Annotated in this window: 18 protein-coding genes; 10 read left to right on the forward strand and 8 right to left on the reverse strand. The window is 75.5% G+C overall.

What is annotated here, in order from left to right:
- Positions 1–4: 4 nt before the first annotated feature.
- The 4 genes from BM339_RS04610 (at position 5) to BM339_RS04625 (ending at position 3,314) form a co-directional block, all read left to right on the forward strand.
- Positions 5–805 carry a carbon-nitrogen hydrolase family protein gene (locus BM339_RS04610; RefSeq protein WP_075020148.1) on the forward strand — a complete coding sequence of 267 codons (801 nt, stop codon included), beginning with the start codon at positions 5–7 and terminating at the stop codon, positions 803–805.
- Between the two features lie 98 nt (positions 806–903).
- On the forward strand, positions 904–1,746 hold the full coding sequence (locus BM339_RS04615; RefSeq protein WP_075019970.1) for an LLM class flavin-dependent oxidoreductase: 843 nt from the start codon (positions 904–906) through the stop codon (positions 1,744–1,746).
- Positions 1,747–1,825: 79 nt separating this feature from the next.
- Positions 1,826–2,341 carry a hypothetical protein gene (locus BM339_RS04620; protein WP_024935249.1) on the forward strand — a complete coding sequence of 172 codons (516 nt, stop codon included), beginning with the start codon at positions 1,826–1,828 and terminating at the stop codon, positions 2,339–2,341.
- A gap of 31 nt (positions 2,342–2,372) precedes the next feature.
- The gene (locus BM339_RS04625; protein ID WP_075019971.1) at positions 2,373–3,314 is read left to right on the forward strand and encodes a hypothetical protein; all 942 of its coding nucleotides are present in this window, start codon (positions 2,373–2,375) and stop codon (positions 3,312–3,314) included.
- Between the two features lie 5 nt (positions 3,315–3,319).
- Here the strand turns inward: BM339_RS04625 and BM339_RS04630 are convergent, their stop codons facing one another.
- From BM339_RS04630 to BM339_RS04650, 5 genes are read right to left on the reverse strand one after another with little or no spacing between them, the layout of a single operon-like run.
- Positions 3,320–4,699 (reverse strand): FAD-binding oxidoreductase, encoded by a 1,380-nt coding sequence (locus BM339_RS04630; RefSeq protein WP_075019972.1) that lies wholly within the window; start codon positions 4,697–4,699, stop codon positions 3,320–3,322.
- A gap of 26 nt (positions 4,700–4,725) precedes the next feature.
- Complete coding sequence (locus BM339_RS04635; RefSeq protein ID WP_075019973.1) at positions 4,726–5,274, reverse strand: Clp protease N-terminal domain-containing protein; 549 nt, start codon at positions 5,272–5,274, stop codon at positions 4,726–4,728.
- A 4-nt stretch (positions 5,275–5,278) separates the two neighbouring features.
- Positions 5,279–5,512, reverse strand: coding sequence for a hypothetical protein (locus BM339_RS04640; RefSeq protein WP_024935247.1), 234 nt, complete (start codon positions 5,510–5,512; stop codon positions 5,279–5,281).
- 59 nt (positions 5,513–5,571) lie between these two features.
- Positions 5,572–6,594 (reverse strand): CNNM domain-containing protein, encoded by a 1,023-nt coding sequence (locus BM339_RS04645; RefSeq protein WP_075019974.1) that lies wholly within the window; start codon positions 6,592–6,594, stop codon positions 5,572–5,574.
- The gene (locus tag BM339_RS04650; RefSeq protein ID WP_075019975.1) at positions 6,591–7,919 is read right to left on the reverse strand and encodes a hemolysin family protein; all 1,329 of its coding nucleotides are present in this window, start codon (positions 7,917–7,919) and stop codon (positions 6,591–6,593) included. Before BM339_RS04650 ends, BM339_RS04645 begins: the two co-directional genes overlap by 4 nt.
- 155 nt (positions 7,920–8,074) lie before the next feature.
- On the opposite strand from BM339_RS04650, the gene BM339_RS04655 reads away from it, so the two are divergent.
- Positions 8,075–9,034, forward strand: coding sequence for an MBL fold metallo-hydrolase (locus tag BM339_RS04655; protein ID WP_075019976.1), 960 nt, complete (start codon positions 8,075–8,077; stop codon positions 9,032–9,034).
- A 141-nt stretch (positions 9,035–9,175) separates the two neighbouring features.
- The gene (locus BM339_RS04660) at positions 9,176–10,180 is read left to right on the forward strand and encodes a hypothetical protein (protein ID WP_024935245.1); all 1,005 of its coding nucleotides are present in this window, start codon (positions 9,176–9,178) and stop codon (positions 10,178–10,180) included.
- 165 nt (positions 10,181–10,345) lie between these two features.
- On the opposite strand, the gene BM339_RS04665 is transcribed toward BM339_RS04660, so the two are convergent.
- The 3 genes from BM339_RS04665 to BM339_RS04675 form a co-directional block, all read right to left on the reverse strand.
- Positions 10,346–10,675, reverse strand: coding sequence for a histone-like nucleoid-structuring protein Lsr2 (locus tag BM339_RS04665; protein WP_075019977.1), 330 nt, complete (start codon positions 10,673–10,675; stop codon positions 10,346–10,348).
- A 17-nt stretch (positions 10,676–10,692) separates the two neighbouring features.
- Positions 10,693–11,049, reverse strand: coding sequence for a histone-like nucleoid-structuring protein Lsr2 (locus tag BM339_RS04670; RefSeq protein ID WP_021599628.1), 357 nt, complete (start codon positions 11,047–11,049; stop codon positions 10,693–10,695).
- A 91-nt stretch (positions 11,050–11,140) separates the two neighbouring features.
- Positions 11,141–12,448 (reverse strand): helix-turn-helix domain-containing protein, encoded by a 1,308-nt coding sequence (locus BM339_RS04675; RefSeq protein WP_256255211.1) that lies wholly within the window; start codon positions 12,446–12,448, stop codon positions 11,141–11,143.
- A 641-nt stretch (positions 12,449–13,089) separates the two neighbouring features.
- On the opposite strand from BM339_RS04675, the gene BM339_RS04680 reads away from it, so the two are divergent.
- From BM339_RS04680 to BM339_RS04695, 4 genes are all read left to right on the forward strand, one after another.
- A complete protein-coding gene (locus tag BM339_RS04680) occupies positions 13,090–13,929 on the forward strand; it encodes an AfsA-related hotdog domain-containing protein (protein ID WP_075019978.1) in 840 nt (279 codons plus the stop codon).
- Positions 13,930–13,937: 8 nt separating this feature from the next.
- Positions 13,938–14,570, forward strand: coding sequence for a methyltransferase family protein (locus BM339_RS04685; protein WP_075019979.1), 633 nt, complete (start codon positions 13,938–13,940; stop codon positions 14,568–14,570).
- A 2-nt stretch (positions 14,571–14,572) separates the two neighbouring features.
- Positions 14,573–17,236 carry a PEP/pyruvate-binding domain-containing protein gene (locus BM339_RS04690; RefSeq protein ID WP_075019980.1) on the forward strand — a complete coding sequence of 888 codons (2,664 nt, stop codon included), beginning with the start codon at positions 14,573–14,575 and terminating at the stop codon, positions 17,234–17,236.
- Positions 17,237–17,319: 83 nt separating this feature from the next.
- Entirely contained in the window at positions 17,320–18,381 is a 1,062-nt protein-coding gene (locus tag BM339_RS04695) for a polyprenyl synthetase family protein (protein ID WP_075019981.1), read from the forward strand.
- The last annotated feature ends 1 nt before the right edge of the window (position 18,382 follow it).

An 18,382-nucleotide genomic window follows, 5' to 3' on the forward strand; every position in this document is an offset into this window, starting at 1 on the left:
GATGATGGTGCAGGTCGCGGTGGCGCAGTTCGCGCCGGGCACGGGCAAGGACGAGAACCTGGCGGCGATCGGCAAGCTGGCCGGTGAGGCGGCCGGGCGCGGCGCGAAGGTCGTCGTGTTCCCCGAGTTCGCGATGTTCACCGCGCCGAAGATGGACCGGCGGTTCGTCGACTCCGCCGAGCCGCTGGACGGTCCGTTCGTGACCGGCCTCGGCGACCTGGCGCGCCGCCACGGCGTCCACCTGGTGGCGGGGGTCAACGAGCGCCTGGACGACCCGGACCGCATCTCCAACACGCTCGTCGCCCTCGCGCCCGGCGGCGGCGTCGTCGCCGAGTACCGCAAGATCCACCTGTACGACGCGTTCGGGTACGAGGAGTCGGCGCTGGTCCGGCACGGCGCCATCGGCGAGCCGGAGACCTTCACGGTGGACGGCGTCACGTTCGGCATGCAGACCTGCTACGACGTGCGGTTCCCGGAGGTGACGCGGCGGATCGTGGACGCCGGCGCCGACGTCCTCGCGCTGCCCGCCGAGTGGGTGCCGGGCCCGCTCAAGGAGGACCACTGGCGGACGCTGGTGCGGGCCCGCGCGATCGAGAACACGATCTACGTGGCGGCGGCCGGCCAGTGCGCCCCGACCGGCGCCGGCAACAGCATGATCGTCGACCCGATGGGCGTGGTCACGGCCGCCCTGGGGGAGGGTCCGGGGATCGCGGCGGGCGAGGTCTCGCCCGAGCGCGTGGGCGCCGTCCGGGGGAAGAACCCGGCGCTCGCCCTGCGCCGTTTCACCGTCACCCCGGCCGGCTAGGACACCGCCTCGGCGGCGCGGCGCGGCCGAGGGTCCTTGACAAATGAGTGAGCACTCACTCAAATGGAGTGCATCCGAGGTGGACGGGAGGCGGGACGATGGCCGATCGGCGGTTCAGGTTCGCGGTGATGGTGGGGTGGGCGCGCAGCGGCGCCGACTGGGCGGCGCAGGCGCGCCGGGCGGAGGAGCTCGGGTACGCGACCCTGCTGACCCCCGACACGTCCGGCACGGCCATGCCCGCGGCGACGCTCGCCGCGGCGGCGGGCGCCACGACGACGCTGCGGGTCGGCACGTTCGTGCTCTCCGCGGCGACCCGGCCGCCGCACATGATCGCGTGGGAGGCGGCCTCGATGGCGCTCGCCACCGGCGACCGGTTCGAGCTCGGGATCGGCGCGGGCCGTCCCGGCGGGGAGGACGACGCCGCGGTCTTCGGCGTTCCGTACGGATCGGGCGCCGAGCGGATCGCCCGGGTGGAGGCGGCGCTGGACGCGGTCGCGAACCCGCCGGAGGGGCTGTTCGCGGGGACCGGCCGCCCGCCGCGCGTGGTCGTGGCGGCGTCCCGGCCCCGGATGCTGGACCTGGCGGCGCGGCGGGCCGACACGGTCGCGTTCGGCGTCCCGCCGATGACCGGCGACGCCGAGCTCGCCGGATACGTGGACGTCGTCCGGAAGGCGGCGGGGGAGCGGTTCGACGACCTGGAGCTGTGCACGCAGGTGCACGTGGTCGGCGACGAAGTTCCGGAGTGGCTGGGCCGCCAGATGGACGTGGACCTCGCCGCCATGGCGACATCGGACGTGATCGCGAAGCTGTCCGGGACGCCCCGGGAGATGGCGGACACGCTCGCCCGCCGGCGCGACGAGCTGGGCGTGTCGTACGTGTCGGTCTCCTCCGCGTTCGTCGAGGAGTTCGCGCCCGTGGTGGAGTTGCTCGCCGGTCGGTGACGGCCGCCGGTGTATCGAGCCGGCAACGGTCGAGCCGGTTCCGCGTGTCCGGGCGTGCGCTCAGCGTGACGATCGGTGGGTGCGCCTTTCCTCCAGCCTCCCGCCCGCCGGATTCACCCGCGCCGAACCGAGGCCGCCCGCCCGCCGCCCTCCTCGCGCGGCCGTCGTCGCCGTCGCGCTCGTCCTGGGCGCCGGACTGTTCCTGGCCGTCGGCCACGGGACGGCCCGGACGGTCCCGGCCCGCACGGTGACGCCGGACGCCGCCACCCCGGCCGCGTCCGCCCGGCCGTCGCCCGCCCGGCCCTCACCCGCCTCGTCCCGCACCGGGCGGACCGCGGCGGAGCCGCATGCCCGGTCGTCCGCCCACCGTCCCCGGGTGCCGCGGCGGGTCCCCCGCCGGACGCGCGCGGCCCCGTCACCGCGCGAGAAGGGCCGGCCCGCGCACCGGCCCCGCCCGGCCAAGACGCGCACGCCGCGCGCCGTCCGTCCGGCGGCCCCGTCGTGGATCGCCGCCGAGTGCCGGCGGAGGTACCCGGCCGATCCCTTCCGCAGGTCCGCGTGCGTCGCCGCGCTCACGGAGGCTTTCGGAGGCTGAGGGAACTCACCGGCCACCCGGGGAGTCGTACATGACCATGAACCCCAGCGGACACGACATCATCGGCATGTCACTCATAGACGCCTTCGCGCAGCGCGGCTACCGGGCGGAGCTGACGGCTCCCGACACCGTCGCCGTGACGCTCAAGGACGGCAACCGCGCGCAGGCGGACATCGCCCAGTGGCGGCAGCACGCCGGGCGCAACCCGCGGTCCGCGCTGCCCGGCATCGCGGCCCAGTACGCCGACCAGGCGGTCCAGGCCTTCGAGCGGCAGGCGCCCCCCGCCCCCTCCGGCGGGGGGCTCGACACCGCGAGCCTGCGCGTCCGCCTCTACCCGGAGAACGCCCTCGACGAGCGGATGCAGGCCGCCCTGGTGACCCGGCCGTTCGCGCCGGGCCTGCTCCAGGCCGTCGTCGTCGACTACCCGGACTCGATCGTGCCGCTGAACCGCGCGGACCTCGGCGGGCTCGCCGAGGCCGCGGCGTTCGGGCACGCGCTGGCGCAGTCGATCGAGCGGGAGCCCCACTACGTCCAGCCCCAGGACCTGAACGGGGTGAAGATGTCCAACATCGGGGAGCAGCACCGCTACATCGGCGCGCACGCGCAGGTCCTGCGGCGCCATTTCCCCGGCCCGCTCCCGTTCGGCGCGCTGGTGGCGTTCCCGCTGCCGGAGTACGTGACGGTCCATGAGATCGGGACGGAGCAGCACCTGGTCCTCGCGCTGAAGACCGTGCAGGACGTCGCGGCCAGGCTCGCCGGGTCGGGCGAGAAGCCGATCACCGCGCAGGTGTACTGGTGGCGGCCCGGCCAGTACGAGGCGATGGCGGAGCGCGACGCGCTGTTCTCCGGGCGCGTCCCGGACCTGCGGCCGGTCGGCGTTCAGGTCGAGCAGGACGGGGAGCGCCTCCAGGTCGGCCTCGTCGGCGACCACACCGCCGAGCTCGTCCAGGGCTGGGAGGCCGCCCGCGGCTGATCGGGTCAGGGCGTCCCGAAGACCTTGCCCGGGTTGAACACGCCCGCCGGGTCGAGCGCGTCCTTCACCGCGTGGTGCAGGGCGATCACGGCCGGGTCCAGCTCGTCGTGCAGGCCGCGCCGCTTGAGCAGGCCGACGCCGTGCTCGCCGGTGACGGTGCCGCCGAGGGCGATCGCGTCGGCGACGATGCGGTCGAAGGCGCGCTGGGCCCGGACGCGGGCCGCGTCGTCCCCGGCCGGCGCGATGATCAGCGGGTGCAGGTTGCCGTCGCCCGCGTGGGCGATGTTGGCGATGTGGGTGCCGGTGTCCGCGGCGGCGGCCTCGATGCGGGTCAGCATCTCCGGGACGAGGCCGCGCGGCACGCACACGTCCTCGGTCAGGACGGGGCCGAGCCGTTCGAGCGCCGGGTAGGCGAGCCGGCGCGCGGCGAACAGCGCGTCCGCCTCGGCCTCGTCGGACGACCGGGCGCTCCAGGTCGCGCCCGCCTCCTTGAACAGCCGCGCCATCGCGTCGGCCTCCGCCTCCCCGGACTCGCCGGGCAGGTCGGTGCGGCCGAGGAGCAGGACGTCCGCGTCCGCGGACAGGCCCATGTTGCGCCACGCGTCGACCGCCCGGAGGCAGTGCCGGTCGATCAGCTCCAGCGCGCTCGGGACGATCCCGGCCGCGGTGACCTTGGCGACGGCCTCGCCCGCGGCCTGGAGGGTGTCGAAGTACCCGACGACGGTGTGCTCGGGGGCGCGGGCACCGCGCAGCCGCACGGTGACCTCGGTGATCACGCCGAGGGTGCCCTCGGACCCGACCATGAGCCCGCACAGGTCGTACCCGGCGACGCCCTTGGCCGTCCGGCGGCCGAGCCGGACCACCTCGCCGCGCCCCACGACCGCCTCCAGCGCGAGGACGTAGTCGCGGGTCACGCCGTACTTGACGCAGCACAGGCCGCCCGCGTTGGTGGCCACGTTCCCGCCGATCGTCGACCAGGGCGCGCTCGCCGGGTCGGGCGGGTACCAGAGCCCCCGCTCGGCGCAGGCCAGCCGGAGGGCGTCGTTGACGACCCCCGGCTGGACGACCGCGAGCCGCTCGGCGGCGTCGATCTCGACGATCTCGTCCATCGCCTCCAGGGACAGCAGCACGCAGCCGTCCAGCGCGTTCGCGCCGCCCGACAGCCCGGTGCCCGCGCCGCGCGGGACGATCGGCACGCCCTGCTCCGCGCACACGGTGACCACCGCCCGCACGTCCTCGGTCGAACCGGCCCGGACGAGCGCCGCGGGCGCCCCGTAGGGCGCCCACTCCGCCTCGTCGTGCGCGTAGGAGGCGATCACGTCGGAGTCGGTGACGATCCGGTCGGCGGGGACGAGGCGGCGCAGCGAATCCAGCGGTTCGGGCATGTCCCCACGTAATCACATGATCGCGGTCATGCCGCCTCGGCGGAGAGCAGCCGTTCCACGTGGGCGCGCAGCGCCGCGACGTCCACGCCCGCCTCGCTCAGGATCCTCACCGACATGAACTCCTTGTCGTGCAGGACGCCGAGCAGGACGTGCCCGCTGCGAATCTGCTTCTGCTTGAGCCGGATCGCGTGCCGCAGGCTCAGCTCCAGCGCCTTCTTGGCCCTCGGCGTGAACGGGATGTGGCCCTTGGGGAAGCGTCGGCGTCGACCCGCGGGAACGTCGAGCGCGCCCTCCCCGAAGACCTCCTCGGTGGCCTCGCGGACGGCGTCCAGGTCGATGCCGAGGGTGCTCAGCGCCTCCGGGTCGAGCGGATCCTCGCCCTTCCGGGCGATCCGCCGCCCGATGGCGGACGCCTCCACCCCGTGTTCGGTGAGAACCCGTGCCGTGGCGTCGTCGCCGTCCAGCAGGGAGAGCAGCAGATGCTCGGTGCCGATGAAGGGCGTGCCGAGCGCACGCGCCTGCTCCTGCGCACCGGTGACCACTCGCCGCGCGCCCTCGGTGAATCGCTCGAACATCCTTCTACTGCTCCTTCTTGAGTAGGCGGCGGCCGCCGCCGTGCTTCTTGTGGACGGCCTGCCTGCTCACGCCGAGGCAGACCGCGATCTCCTGCCAGGACCAGCCCTGGTCGCGGGCGCTCTGGACCTGCAGCGCCTCCAGCCGCTCCGCCAGCTCGCGCAGCGCCCGCACGGCCCGCAGGCCCACCGCGGGGTCCCGGCTGCTCGCCTCCTGGGCGAGCGTCACTCCATCGCTCATGGCTGTCAATGTAGGTTGACAGCCATCTCATGTCAACCAACGTTGACGGTTGGGGCGCGTCAGCGGACCGCCAGCAGCGTGGTCAGGAGGTCGTCCAGGCTGACCAGGCCGGCGACGCGGCCGTCGGGGGCGATGGCGAGGCCGAGGTGGCTGTGGTTCGCCTTCAGGGTCGCGACGGCCTCGCCGACCGGGGTCCCGACCGGCAGCGCCGGCACCGGGTGCGCCAGCTCCCCGGCCGGGGTCGCCCGGCCCCGCGCCCGCGCCAGGTAGGCGTCGCGGACGTGCACCATGCGCGCCGCCCGGCCCCGCGCCCCGGCGCCCCGCACCATCAGCCGGGTGTGGCCGGTCTGCGCGGCGACGTCCACGACCTCCTGCGGGGACGCCTCCGGCGGGACCGACACGATCCCGGAGACGGGGACGACCAGGCCGGCGAGCGGGGCGCGCGGCGCGTCCAGCGCGGCGGTGAGCAGCGTCAGCTCGGTCTCCCCGATCAGGCCGAGCCGCCGCGACTCCTGCGCGATGCTGCGCAGCTGCTCGGGGGTGCGCGACACCTCCCGCGAGTCGGCCGGCCGGACGCCCACCGCCCGCAGCAGCAGGTTCGTCGTGCCGTTCAGCGCGGCCAGCGCCGGGCGGGCGACCGTCGTGAACGCGCGGAACGGCAGGCCGAGGACGGTCGCCGACCGTTCCGGCCCCGCGATCGCCCACGACTTCGGCGCCATCTCGCCGACGACCATGTGCAGGAACGTCACCAGCGCCAGCGCCAGCACGAAGGCGACCGCGTGCGCCGCCCCCTCCGGCAGGCCCGCGGCGTGGAACGGCGGCGTCAGCGTCTCGGCGAACACCGGCTCGGACACCAGGCCGAGGCCGAGCGAGCACATGGTGATCCCGAGCTGGGCGCCCGCGAGGGTCAGCGACAGCTCGTCGATCCCGGCGACCGCCGCGCCGGCGGCCCGCGAGCCCCGCGCCGCGGCCCGCTCCAGCCGGGGCCGCCGGGCCGCGACCAGCGCGAACTCGGCGGCGACGAAGAACCCGTTGCCCGCCAGCAGCGCCAGGGTGACGGGAGCGCCCAAGGCGAGGTTCACCGGTCCTCCTCCTCCACCGCGCGGACGCGGATCAGCTCGGGCACGTGCCGGTTGATCGTCAGCACCTCCACCACGGCGGTGCGGGACGGCTCGTCCAGCCGGTCGCGCGGCAGCTCCACCCGGACGACGTCGCCCGGCCGCGCGATCCGGCCGAGCCGCCGCATCAGCAGCCCGGCGACCGTCTCGTAGTCGCCCTCCGGCAGCGCGATCCCCGTCTCGTGGGCGACCTCGTCGATCCGCAGGCCCGCGTCCGTCGTCCACCACTCGCCGGTGCGGATCGCCAGGTCGTCGTCGGGCTCGTTCTCGTCCGCGATCTCCCCGACCAGCTCCTCGGCGACGTCCTCCCAGGTGAGGATCCCGGCGAACCCCCCGTACTCGTCCACCACGCAGGCCAGCGGCTCGGCGGCGCCCCGCAGGCGCAGCACGACGTCCGGCAGCGGGAGCGTCGAGGGCAGCAGGAGCGGCGGCCGGGCGATCGCGCCGACCGCGGTCCGCGCCGCCTCGTCCGGCCCGAGCCCGACCAGCTCCTCCAGCCCGACGACCCCGACGACGTCGTCGACGCCCTCGCCGAGGACGGGGTAGCGGGTGTGCCCGCTCGCCGCGATGACGTCGCTCAGCTCGGCGGCGTCGGCGGTCGCGGCCACGGTCACCACGTCGACGCGGGGCACCATGACCGCCTCGGCGTCCCGCTCGGAGAAGACCAGGGCGCGTTCCAGCAGGTCGGCGTGGTCCTCCTGGAACTGCTCGCCGGACTCGCCGATCATGTGCCCGAGCTCCTCCAGCGTCGCGCCGTGCCGCAGCTCCTCCACCGGTTCGATGCCCACCGCGCGGACGAGCCGGTTCGCCGACGCGTCGAACAGCCGGATCAGCGGCCCCGCCATCGCGAGGTAGCCGAGCGTGGAGGCGGCCAGCGCCCGCGCGAGCGGCTCCGCCCGCGCCAGCGCCAGGTTCTTCGGGAACAGCTCGCCCATCACCATCTGGACCACGGTCGCGAGGGCGAACCCGAGCCCCACCGCCACGCCGCCGGACGCCGCGTCCGGCACCCCGCCCGCGCGCACCGCAGGGGCGATCAGGTCGGCCAGCGCGGGCTTGGCGATGAACCCGACCACCAGCGCGGTGACCGTGATGCCGAGCTGCGCGCCGGACAGCATGAACGACAGCCGGCCCATCACCTTCAGGGCGCGGTCCGCGGCGCGGTCGCCCTCCGCGGCCCGCTGGGCCAGGGCCGGGCGGTCCGCGGTGACGAAGGCGAACTCCTGCGCCACGAAGTAGCCGGTCGCGGCGGTCAGCACGAGGACGGCCAGCAGTCCGAGCGCGGCGTTCACCGGGCCCCCTCCTTCCGCGCGGCGCGTTCAAGATCCCTCCTACCCCGCGGGCGCCGTCCTCCCCACCTGGCGACCGGGACGGTTATCACCCGCTATGCGTGGAATGAAATCTGTGCACGGGAAGTGCCCGCGGCCACGAGTGCGAGGGGGCGCCGATGTCCAGACCGTTCGCGTCGTCCGCTGACCTGGGCGACAAGACGCAGACGCTTGAGGTCCTGGCCGACGGGGTGTACGCGCTCACGGCCGAGGGGGACCCGAACGTCGGCGCCGTGGAGGGCGAGGACTTCGTCGTCTGCTTCGAGGCCCTCGCCACGCCGGCGGCGGCCCGCGACTGGCTCGCCGTCCTGCGCGAGCACACCGACAAGCCCGTCCGGTACCTGGTCCTGTCGCACTACCACGCCGTCCGCACGCTCGGCGCCAGCGCGTTCGGCGCCCCGGTGGTCATCGCCCACGACCTGACCCGCGCGCTGATCGCCGAGCGCGGCGCGCAGGACTGGGAGTCGGAGTACGGCAGGATGCCCCGGCTGTTCAAGGACCCGGACGGCATCCCCGGGCTGACCTGGCCGACCGTGACGTTCTCCGGCACCCTCACCATCGACCTCGGCGGGGATCGCGGCGACCTCGACCTCGCCTACTGCGGCCGCGGCCACACCGAGGGCGACATCGTCGCGTGGCTCCCCCGGCACCGGATCCTGTTCGCCGGCGACCTCGTGGAGACGCAGGCCGCGCTCTACACCGGGGACGCGTTCCACCGCGAATGGGCGTCCGGCACGCTCGACCACGTCGGCTCCTTCGGCGCCGAGACGCTCGTCGGCGGGCGCGGCGCCGTCGCGCACGGCCGGGACGCCGCGCACGCCGCGGTCGCGCAGACCCGCGCCTTCCTGACCACCATGATCGACGAGGTGGGGCTGGTCCGGCGGGACGGCGGCACGCTCAAGGACGCCTTCGCGGCCGTGCACAAGGCGCTCGCCCCCGAGTACGGGCACTGGCCGATCTTCGAGCACTGCCTGCCGTTCGACGTCTCCCGCCTCTGGGACGAGATGGACGGCGTCGAGCGCCCCCGCATCTGGACGGCCGAGCGCGACCGGCAGGTGTGGGCGGAACTCCAGGACTAGCGGGGTGTGTCGCGGGTGCGGCGCCGGAGCCGAAGGGACATGTCCGGATTCCGTGACACAGTGGAATGAGCCGCGTTCCGGGTGGAAGGCTCGGAACCGACCGCGGGCACCAGGGTTCCCAGACGCGGTGGGGGAGTGGCGATGAACGAGCAGGACCGTCCTCGTCCGGTGTTCGATCCCGCCATCGGCGGCGATCACAGGGCGCTGCTGGCCGCCGCGCCCGAGCGGCTCGTCCCCGCCTGCATGCCCGCGCCGCCGCCTCCGCGGCTGCGCGCCGCCACGGTGGTGGCGCGGCTGGTGTGGATCCCGGCGTTCGCGATCTTCTACGGGGTGCTGCCCGGCGGGTGGCTGCGGGTCTGCTTCGTCGCCTCGCTGGACGAGGACGGCCTGGTGGGCGAGGCGAGCCGGTGGGGGAGGCTGCCCGTCCTCGCGATGATGCTCACCCCCGCCCTGCAGATCCTGCTGCTCCTGCTCGGCCAGGCCGAGGCCGCGGTGGTCCTCACCGCCGCGAGCTTCGCCGGCTGGGCCCTCGGCGCGCTGCGCCACGTGCGCGAACCGGCCGCCGCCCGCGCCGCCCGCGAGCACCACGGCCGCTACCTGCTGCCCGGCGACTTCGACCGGCCCGCCGCCCGGCTCCTCGTCCGCGCGCAGCGGGCCGTCGACGCCGTCCTCGGGTCGCAGTCGCACGGCGCCGGGCTGCTGGACGACATCAACAACGCGGTCGTCCTGCCCCGGCAGGAGTGGGCCGTCGCGGAGGCCCTCGCGACCCACACGCGGCTGCGCCGGGAGCGCCTCGCCCAGCAGCCCGAGCGGCTGTCGGCGGACGTCCGGGCCCTGCTGGAGCCGCAGGACCGCGCGCTGGCGCTGTCGGTCCGCTCGGTCACCGGCCGGATCGAGGCGCTGGAGGCGTACGCGCGCCGGGCCGGGGAGGCCGACGACGCCTACCACGAGGCGCGCGTCCTGCAGGGCCTGCCCGAGCAGAACGCCCGCTACCGGGACCTGCTGGCGAGCACCGTCGGCGACGAGATGGCCGGCGAAGAGATCCGCGGGATGGCCGAGGACGCCCGGAGGGCCGAGATGGCACTGCGCGACCGCGTCGCCGGCGCGGTGCGCGCGGGACGCGAACTGGGCCCGCCGCCCGGGTGAGCCGCGCCGCGCGCCCGCCTATTGCGATGCCGCTCCATTCCCGGCATTCGCCCGAGAATGAGGGCGATTTGCCCGTTGCGCGCGCAAGAGGCCGGGGTGATGTAAATCCTCACCCCGGCCCCTCGCTGTCGCGCCGGAACGCCGCCGGCCGCGCGGCGCGCGCCGCTAGTGCGCGGCCTCGTACTGCTCGATCACATTGGCGGGGATACGGCCCCGCTCATTGACCTTGATGCCCTGGCCCTTCGCCCACTCGCGAATCTCGGCGGAGCGCTCGCGGCTGCCCGCGGTACGCGTCCCGCGACCACCCCTGCCCGGGGTCTTGCGCGCCTTGCGCGCGCCGGCCACGAACGGCTCCAGACCGCCGCGCAGCTTGGCGGCGTTCTTCTTGCTCAGGTCGATCTCATATGACGTGCCATCGATGGAAAAGCTGACGGTCTCGTCGGCCTCTCCACCGTCGATGTCGTCGACGAGAAGGACTTCGACCTTCTGTGCCATGCGGGGACTCCCTCTAGCTATGCGTCCGGCTTGGCGTCCGGATGTGCCTCGATGAATGCAGCATAGACCTCATCCGATATCTTGCCACGTTCGGAGACTTCGATGTCCTGACGCAATGCCCAGTCGCGGACATCACCGTTCGTGTAGCCCTTGATCTTCGCGACGCGGGACTTGCGGCCCTTCCCCGCGGGCTTCACCTCCGCGGCGTTCTCGATGAAGGGCGCGAGGGCGTCCAGCATCTCGTTCAGCCGCTTGTAGTTGTCGTCGCTCAAGTCGATGGTGAACGTGCGGTCCAAGACTTCGAAGTCTCGCTTTGCGACATCGGCTCCTTCGGAGCCGTCGATGTCGTCCACCCGAATGACCTTCTCGGCCATGTGTTCTGTGACTTCCTTCCCCTCGCCTACGCGGCGACCCCGACCGTAGCGGATTTCCGGGCCCGGCGCGGGGAGCGGCGGGGCGGGCGGATCAGCCGCCGTTGCGCTGGATCCAGGTGTACAGAAGCAGCATCATCTCGAGCCGGATCTCCGGGTCCTCGATGTCGAAACCGAACATCTGGTGCAGTTGCGCCAGTCGGTACCGGACCGTCTGCGGGTGCACGCACAGGACCTCGGCGGCGCCGGTGGCGTTGAATCCGTGCTTCATGCACTCCAGCAGCGTCACCGCGAGCCGCAGGCCCTGCCGCGGGCCGGCCTCGTCCAGCGGGGCGAGGCGCCGGGACGCCACGATCGCGGCGAGCGACGCGCCCTCGCGCAGCAGCAGGCCGGGCAGATGCTCCTCGGCCCGCACCAGGACCCCGCCGCGCCGCGCGCGCCGCCCACCGCCCCGGGCGGAGGCGGATGCGCCGCGGGCGGAGTTGGACGCGCCGCGGGTGGAGGCGGGCGCGGCGGGCGCCAGGTCGAGCGCGCGCCGCGCCCACGTCAGCGACGTCGCGGCCTCCTCGGGCGGCACGGCGGGGCCGATCGCGCCCGTCCAGCCGGCCAGCGTCGCGCCGAGCTCGTCCAGGCGCCCGGGGCCGTCCGGGTCGGGCATCACCAGGCAGGGGCGGCCGTGGTCCAGGCCGGTCAGCAGGGACGGCGGCAGCCCGGCCGGCCCCTCCCCGCCGCTGCCCGGCCGCGGCCGCAGCACGATGACCGCCAGCCGCCGGGGCAGCGGCCAGCCCGCGCGGGCGGACTGCTCGCGGACGACCTCGGGCGGCGCGGGCGGGTCCGACAGCAGCAGGGCCAGCAGCCGCCCGCGCCGCTGCTCGCGCTCCCCGGCGGCCTTCTCCCGGGCGCGGGCGTAGCCGTGCGCCGCGGCGGAGGCCAGCGCGTCCAGGTAGGCGAAGTTCGCCTCGGCGAGGAGGCTGACGAGCGCCGGGGGCCGGCCGAGCCGCTCGGCCTCGACCGCCAGGTGCCGCCAGGCGAGCCGCGACGCGATCCGCATCGCGTTCTGCAGGTGCTCCAGGCTGCGGCCCTCGACGGCCTCGCCGTACCCGACGTCGAAGAAGACCTGGTACACCTCCGCCCACGAGGTGTCCGGGTCGGCGATGACCTGCACGAAGTGCTCCATCGCCTGCGCGACGGCGGCCTCCGCCACCCGCCAGTACGCCGCGTCGCCCGGCCGGTCGTACTCGGGCACGTGCCGCAGCACGCCCTCGACCATCACGCCGAGCAGGTCCGGCAGCCGGGGGCGCATCCACCGCGCCTCCTCCGCCGGGACGTCGCGCCACGGCTCGTCCGTGAGGCCCTCGATGGCCGGCGATCCGGGGCGCGCGTCGTCGTACGCCGTCGTCACGGTGGCACCTCCATCGCGAGTGCTCGGCGGGCCTCGGCCCGGGTCGTCCCAACCTAGGCACGCGAGGTGATCCGCGACACTCACCGGCCTTCACCGTCCGGGACGGCGTTTGTCAGCCCGCTGACAATCGGCGCGCCCGAGCGTGCCGGGCGGCGCACCGGCGGGCCCGGCCGCCCGGCCCGCCGCGACTGGCCGCATTCTGCCAATTAATTGTGGGCAACATCACAGCCCGAGTCGGTATCCGGTCAAACTCTCAATAATTTGAAAATATACCTTGTGAGATTCGCGCGAGAAAAAGTGCCGCTGATCTCTCGGAAACGCGCGGCGGTCGATCTCCGCGGAGCCGGGTGACGTGCGCGGTCGGCCGCGCCCGCCGCCCGGCCGCGTCCTGCAAGCGGACGCTGACATGCGCTTTTCGTCCCCGGAAGGCCTTGCACGGAGCGTGTCCGGGCCGCGCCGGGCTGCCCGGCCCGGCAACCGGGCACGGCCCGGACTGCCCGGTAGTGCAGTACAGCCCCGCGCAATTCTGTAGCAAGATGACGGCCGTCCGGTCGGCTTATCCGCGCTTCCCGAGAAGGGCGGCGGCGCCGTTTTCGGCGCGTGCCGATGCACTTGGGGCCGGCAAATGGAAGGAGCGGCGCATGAACGGGTCCGTCATCGATCGATTCCGCGAGCTGGTCGTCGACGAGGCCGATCCCTTCTACTTCGACCATCCGCTCGACCACGTGCCGGGGATGCTGCTGTTCAGCGGCCTGCTCGACCTGGCCGCCCGCGCGGACCGGCTGCGGGCGCGCGGCCGGCGCCCGGAGCGGGTCGTCGCCGGCCTCGGCTTCACCCGGTTCTGCGAGCTGGACCGGGGCACCACGCTGTCGTGCCGCCCGGTGCCGGGCCGGAACCGGGCGTGGACGGTCGCCGCCCGGCAGGGCGGCGAGGAAGTGTGCGGCGGCTCCATCGCGTTCAACGGCGAGACGCCGCGCCCGCCGGCGCGAACGGGCACGCGGACGGGCACGCGGAGGGGCACCGCCGGAGCGGCGGCACCGTCCCGGAGCGCGCCCGCGGATCTCGTGCACCGGCACCGTCCGGGGAACGTCCTGGTCGGCGAGCCGGTGCGGCGGGGCAGGGCGGTGGTGGAGGCGGCGGTCCTCCAGCCGCCCGCGGGGGAGGGACCGCCGCCCGCGTTCCGGTCGCCCGTGGAGATCGTCGAGGCGGGCCGGCAGTTCGCCACCCTGCTGGAGCACGCGGAGCACGGCCGGCCCATGGACACGACGCTGCTGTGGGTCGGGCTGCGGCTGGACATCCCCTACCGCGTCGCCCGCGACGTCCCGCTGCTGCTGCGCTGGCCCGTCGCCCGCGTCCCGGGGCGCCGGTCGCACTGCGCGGCGACGCTGGCGGACGCCGCCACGGGCGCCCATCTCGGGTCGCTCGCGTACGAGGCGTACGCGGCGGATCCCGAGCAGTACGAGCGCGCCAGGGCGCGGTGAGCGGCGCCATGAGGCTCCTGCCGCTCGCGCCGCGCCTGCTGTTCACCGCCGGGGCGGGCACGGCGGCCGCCGGCATCGTCCTGCACGCGGGACGGGACGGCGGGGCGGAGGCCCACGCGGCGTTCCTGCTGGCGGGCTACCTGGGCTGGCTCCTGCTGGAGGCCCCGGTGACGTTCCGCCGTGCCGCCGCCCCGCCGTCCGACGCGCGGACGCTGCTCCCGTACGGTCTGGCGCGCCTCCTGCTGGTCGCGGCGGCGTCGTTCGGGCCCCTGCCCTGGGAGCGCTGGTCGCCGTGGCTGCTCGTCCCGTCCGCCGCCTTCGCGGCCGGCGTGGCGCTGCGGCAGGCGGCGATCCGCGCGCTCGGGCGGTTCTACTCCCATCACGTGATGCGCCAGGACGGCCATCGGGTGGTCACGGGCGGGCTCTACGGGATCGTCCGGCATCCGGCCTACGCGGGGATGCTGCTCGCGCACATCGGCTTCACGTGCTTCTTCCTCGGCTCGGCCGGAGCGGCGGCGCTGCTCCTGCTGGCCGCCGCCGTGGCCTGGCGGATCCGGGTGGAGGAGAGCGCGCTCTCGGACGTTCCCGGCTATGCGCAGTACGCCGCGGGCACGCCGCGCGTCCTGCCGAAGGTGTGGTGACCATGGACGAGATCGGCCACAAGTTCGCGCGGCTGGAGGCGCTGCGCGCGGCGGGCTTCCCCGTCCCCGGCTTCTTCTGCCTGCCCGCGGACGAGTTCGACCGGGCGCTCGCCTCCCTGCGGGACGCGCTCCCGCGGGCCGCCTCGCCGCCCGCCGCGGACTGGTGCGCCTCGGCGGCGTCGGCCCTGTCCCGGGCCGTGCCGTCCGGCGACCTCGCCGACGGGCTCCTGGAGGCGTTCGACGCGCTCGTCGGCCCCGGCGGGACGGCGGCCGTCCGCGCCTGCGCGGTGCCGGGGGAGGACGGTGGCGGCGAGGACGGCGAGGACGACCCGTTCGCGGGGATGAGCGACAGCTTCCTGTACGTGCCCCGCGCCGGGCTCCTGGCGGCGGTGGCGCGCTGCTGGGCGTCGGCGTTCAAGCCCGAGGCCGTCCGCTACCGGCTCCTGAAGGGCGCCGACCCCGCGAGGGCCAGGGTCGCCGTCGGGATCCAGCGGATGGTTCCCGGGACGCGCTCGTTCGTCGCGTTCACCCGCGACCCCAGGGACGGGACGCGCCGCCACGTCGTCGCGGCGGCGCACGGGATCGGGGAGGGCGTCGTCCAGGAGAAGGCCGACGTCGATCATTTCTTCGTCGACCCGGAGACCGGCGGGGTCCGCGCGGAGATCGTCCTCAAGCGGCGCATGGCCGGGCCGCCCGCCGCCGGCGAGAGCGGCACCCGTGTGGTCGCCGTGCCGGACGGGCTGCGGCACGCGCCGGTGCTCACCGACTCCGAGGCCCGCGACGTCGCGGATCTCGCGGCCCGCGTGGAGGAGCACTTCGGCCGCCCGCAGGACATCGAGGGGGCGATCACGCCCGACGGGACCGTCCACCTCGTCCAGGCGCGGCCCCTCGCCGGGGCGGTGCGGGACGCGGGCGCCCGCGTGTACTGGGGGAACCACAACATCACCGAGAGCTTCCCCGGAGTGTCCGGCGCGCTCACCTACTCGCAGGCCCGCGCGTTCTACGAGCTGGCCTTCACCGACCTCTACCGCCGGATGGGCGTGCCGGCCCGGCGGCTGCGCGCGAACGCGCACCGGCCGGGGCGGATGGTCGGGCTCCTCGACGGCCGCGTCCACTACCGGCTGGACGACTGGCAGGAACTGCACGGGCAGCTCCCCGCCTTCGAGCTCGTCCGCGCGGGCTGGGAGGAGGCCATGGGCGTGACCGGCGAGGCGCGGGCGTCCCGGCGGTGGCCGCGGGCGCGCGTCGCCGCCGCGCTGCCCGCGACGGCCTGGCGCGCGGCCGGGCACCGCCGCGCGACCGCCCGGTTCCTGCGCTGGTGGGACGGCCTGATGGCGGAGATGTACGACCCGGCCGCCCGCCCCCTCGCCGAGCGGTCCCTGGAGGAGCTGATCGCCCTGTACCGGCGGGTGTGGGCCGAGGCGTCGGTGCGCTGGGGCGTCACGCTCGCCAACGGGATCTACGGGCTGCTCGTCATGCGGGCCGGCACGGCGCTGCTGCGGCGGTGGGCGGGCGCCGGTCCCGGCCTGCTCGCCGGCCTGCTGTGCGGGGGCCGCGAAAACCGCTCACTCGCCGCGGCCCGCGCCGCGATCGCCCTCGCCGAGCGTGCCGCCGGGATCCCCGCCTTGAAGGCCGCGCTGCTGGCCGACCCCGCCGGGGGGGCCGAGGAGGAGCACCTGCGGGCCGTCTGGGACGACATCGCCGCCGGCCGGCACGGCTCCGCCATCGCCGCCGAAGCCCGCGCCCACCTGCGGCGGTACGGGGACCGCGCGCTCCACGACCTCAAGCTCGACGAGCCCACCCCGCGGCAGCGGCCCTGGATGCTCGCCGGGACGATCGCCCCGCTGGTCCGGCGCGGCGCCACCGTCGCGGGCAGCCGGGCGGACGAGGCGCGCGCCGCGGCGGAGGCCCGGCGGCGGCTGCGGGCGGCGTGCCGCAGCCCCGCGCGCCGCGCCGTGCTGCACGCGCTGCTGTCTCTGATGCGGTGGTTCGTCCGGGCGCGGGAGGACACCCGGTTCTGCCGCACCCAGCTGTTCGGGCTCTCCCGCGAGGTGCTGTGGCGGCTCGGCGCCGAGCTCGCCGCGGCCGGCGCGCTGGACGACCCGATGGACGTCCTCGACCTCACCGCCGACGAGGTGACCGGCGCGTTCGACGGCACCCTCCCCGGCGCGGACCTGCGCGGCCTCGCGGCGGTGCGGCGCGCGGAACGCGTCCGCCACCTGGACGTCCCGCTCCCGCCGGCGCTGTTCTCGGTCCCGGCCGGACGGCCCGTCGCGGCGGCCCTCGCGCACGCCCGCCCGGTCGGGCCCCGGCCGCCCGCGGACGGCGGCGACCTGCTGCGCGGGCTCGGATCGAGCGGCGGCACCGTCCGGGGCCGCGCCAAGGTGGTCCTCGACCCCGGCATCGCCCCCGCGGGCTGCGCGGGCCGGATCCTCGTCGCGCGGGAGACCGACCCCGGCTGGCTGTCCCTCATGATCGCCGCGTCCGGCCTGGTGGTCGAGCGCGGCACCCTGCTCTCGCACACCGCCGTCACGGGACGGCTGCTCGGCGTGCCCACCGCGGTCGCGGTCGGCGGCGCCGTCGCCCGCATCCCCGACGGCGCCTGGATCGAGCTGGACGGGCGCGCCGGCACGGTCCGGGTCCTGGACGAGCGCGCCACCCGATGACGGGCGCCGCCGGGCGAGCCCGGCGCGCCGCGACCTCCGGGCCGGGCCCGGATACACCCCGCAGCAGCAGAGGAGCTTGGCACGTGGACGAAGGAGTGTTCGGACGGGTCGCCCAGGAACGGGCGATCGCCGAGGTCGAGGCGGAGATGGCGCGGCTGTGCGAGCTGCTGGCCGAGGGCCTCGCGATGGGCCTGGACGAGGGCCGCGAGATGGTCGGCGGCGCCATGTCGGAGTTCCTCGTCGAGTTCTTCGACCTCGTCCGGGCCAAGGGCTCGCGTCCCGGCGTGAAGGGCATGATCACTCTGCCGCTGCTGGTGCACGGCGCGGAGACCGGCGATCCCGCCCCCGCCGCGCCCGTCGCCGTGATCCACCTGCTCTGGTGGGCGTCGGCCCGCTACCTCGACGACCTGACCGACGCCGCCTCGGCCGAGGGCGCCGCGTCCCGGACCGTCGAGGCCCCGGCCGCCGGGAAGAAGATCCTCACCGCGCTCGCCGTCGGCGGCCAGCTGCCCGGCCGGATCATCGCCGGGCTGCCCGCCGGCGCCGCGGTCCGGGCCGCGCTCGCCGACGAGGTCTCCCGCGGGTGGCTGGACGCGGTGGACGGCCAGCTCCGCGACCTCACCGAGCGGCCGCCGGTGGCGTCCCCGGGGTCGGTGCTGCGCGGGTACGAGCGCAAGACCGGCGCCCCCTACGCCATGGCCGCCGCCTCGGCGGCGTGCCTGGCCGGCGTCGGCGGCCGCCGGGTCGACGGCTGGCGCGCGTACGGGCGCGCGCTCGGCGTGCTGCGCCAGCTCGTCAACGACCAGCGCGACCTCGCCTCCGGCCGGCACGAGGACCTCGCCAACGGCACCGCGACCTACCTGCTCGTCCACCTGCTGGCCGCGCTGCCCGCCGCGCGCCGCCGGGAGGCGCTCGCCCTGCACGCCGCCGCCCGCCGCTCGGCGTCGGCGCGCGCCGAGCTGACCGCCTGGATGCTCGACGACGAGATCATCGAGTCCTACGCCGCTTCCGTCGCGCCGCTGGTCGAGCGCGCCCACGGCCTGCTCGACGGGCTGGGCGGCGATCCGGGCTGCGTCCGGGAACTGCACCGGCTGGTCGACGAGACCGCCGGCCACCTGCCCAGGTTCCGGCTGGCCGTCGCGTAGG

It is taken from the genome of Actinomadura madurae (assembly GCF_900115095.1).
Lineage (GTDB): Bacteria > Actinomycetota > Actinomycetes > Streptosporangiales > Streptosporangiaceae > Spirillospora > Spirillospora madurae.

Coding starts and splice junctions, on each gene's coding strand:
- BM339_RS04610 (WP_075020148.1), top strand. CDS start 5: ATGGTGCAGGTCGCGGTGGCGCAGTTCGCGCCGGGCACGGGCAAGGAC.
- BM339_RS04615 (WP_075019970.1), top strand. CDS start 904: ATGGCCGATCGGCGGTTCAGGTTCGCGGTGATGGTGGGGTGGGCGCGC.
- BM339_RS04625 (WP_075019971.1), top strand. CDS start 2,373: ATGACCATGAACCCCAGCGGACACGACATCATCGGCATGTCACTCATA.
- BM339_RS04630 (WP_075019972.1), bottom strand. CDS start 4,699: ATGCCCGAACCGCTGGATTCGCTGCGCCGCCTCGTCCCCGCCGACCGG.
- BM339_RS04635 (WP_075019973.1), bottom strand. CDS start 5,274: ATGTTCGAGCGATTCACCGAGGGCGCGCGGCGAGTGGTCACCGGTGCG.
- BM339_RS04640 (WP_024935247.1), bottom strand. CDS start 5,512: ATGAGCGATGGAGTGACGCTCGCCCAGGAGGCGAGCAGCCGGGACCCC.
- BM339_RS04655 (WP_075019976.1), top strand. CDS start 8,075: ATGTCCAGACCGTTCGCGTCGTCCGCTGACCTGGGCGACAAGACGCAG.
- BM339_RS04660 (WP_024935245.1), top strand. CDS start 9,176: ATGAACGAGCAGGACCGTCCTCGTCCGGTGTTCGATCCCGCCATCGGC.
- BM339_RS04665 (WP_075019977.1), bottom strand. CDS start 10,675: ATGGCACAGAAGGTCGAAGTCCTTCTCGTCGACGACATCGACGGTGGA.
- BM339_RS04670 (WP_021599628.1), bottom strand. CDS start 11,049: ATGGCCGAGAAGGTCATTCGGGTGGACGACATCGACGGCTCCGAAGGA.
- BM339_RS04680 (WP_075019978.1), top strand. CDS start 13,090: ATGAACGGGTCCGTCATCGATCGATTCCGCGAGCTGGTCGTCGACGAG.
- BM339_RS04685 (WP_075019979.1), top strand. CDS start 13,938: ATGAGGCTCCTGCCGCTCGCGCCGCGCCTGCTGTTCACCGCCGGGGCG.
- BM339_RS04690 (WP_075019980.1), top strand. CDS start 14,573: ATGGACGAGATCGGCCACAAGTTCGCGCGGCTGGAGGCGCTGCGCGCG.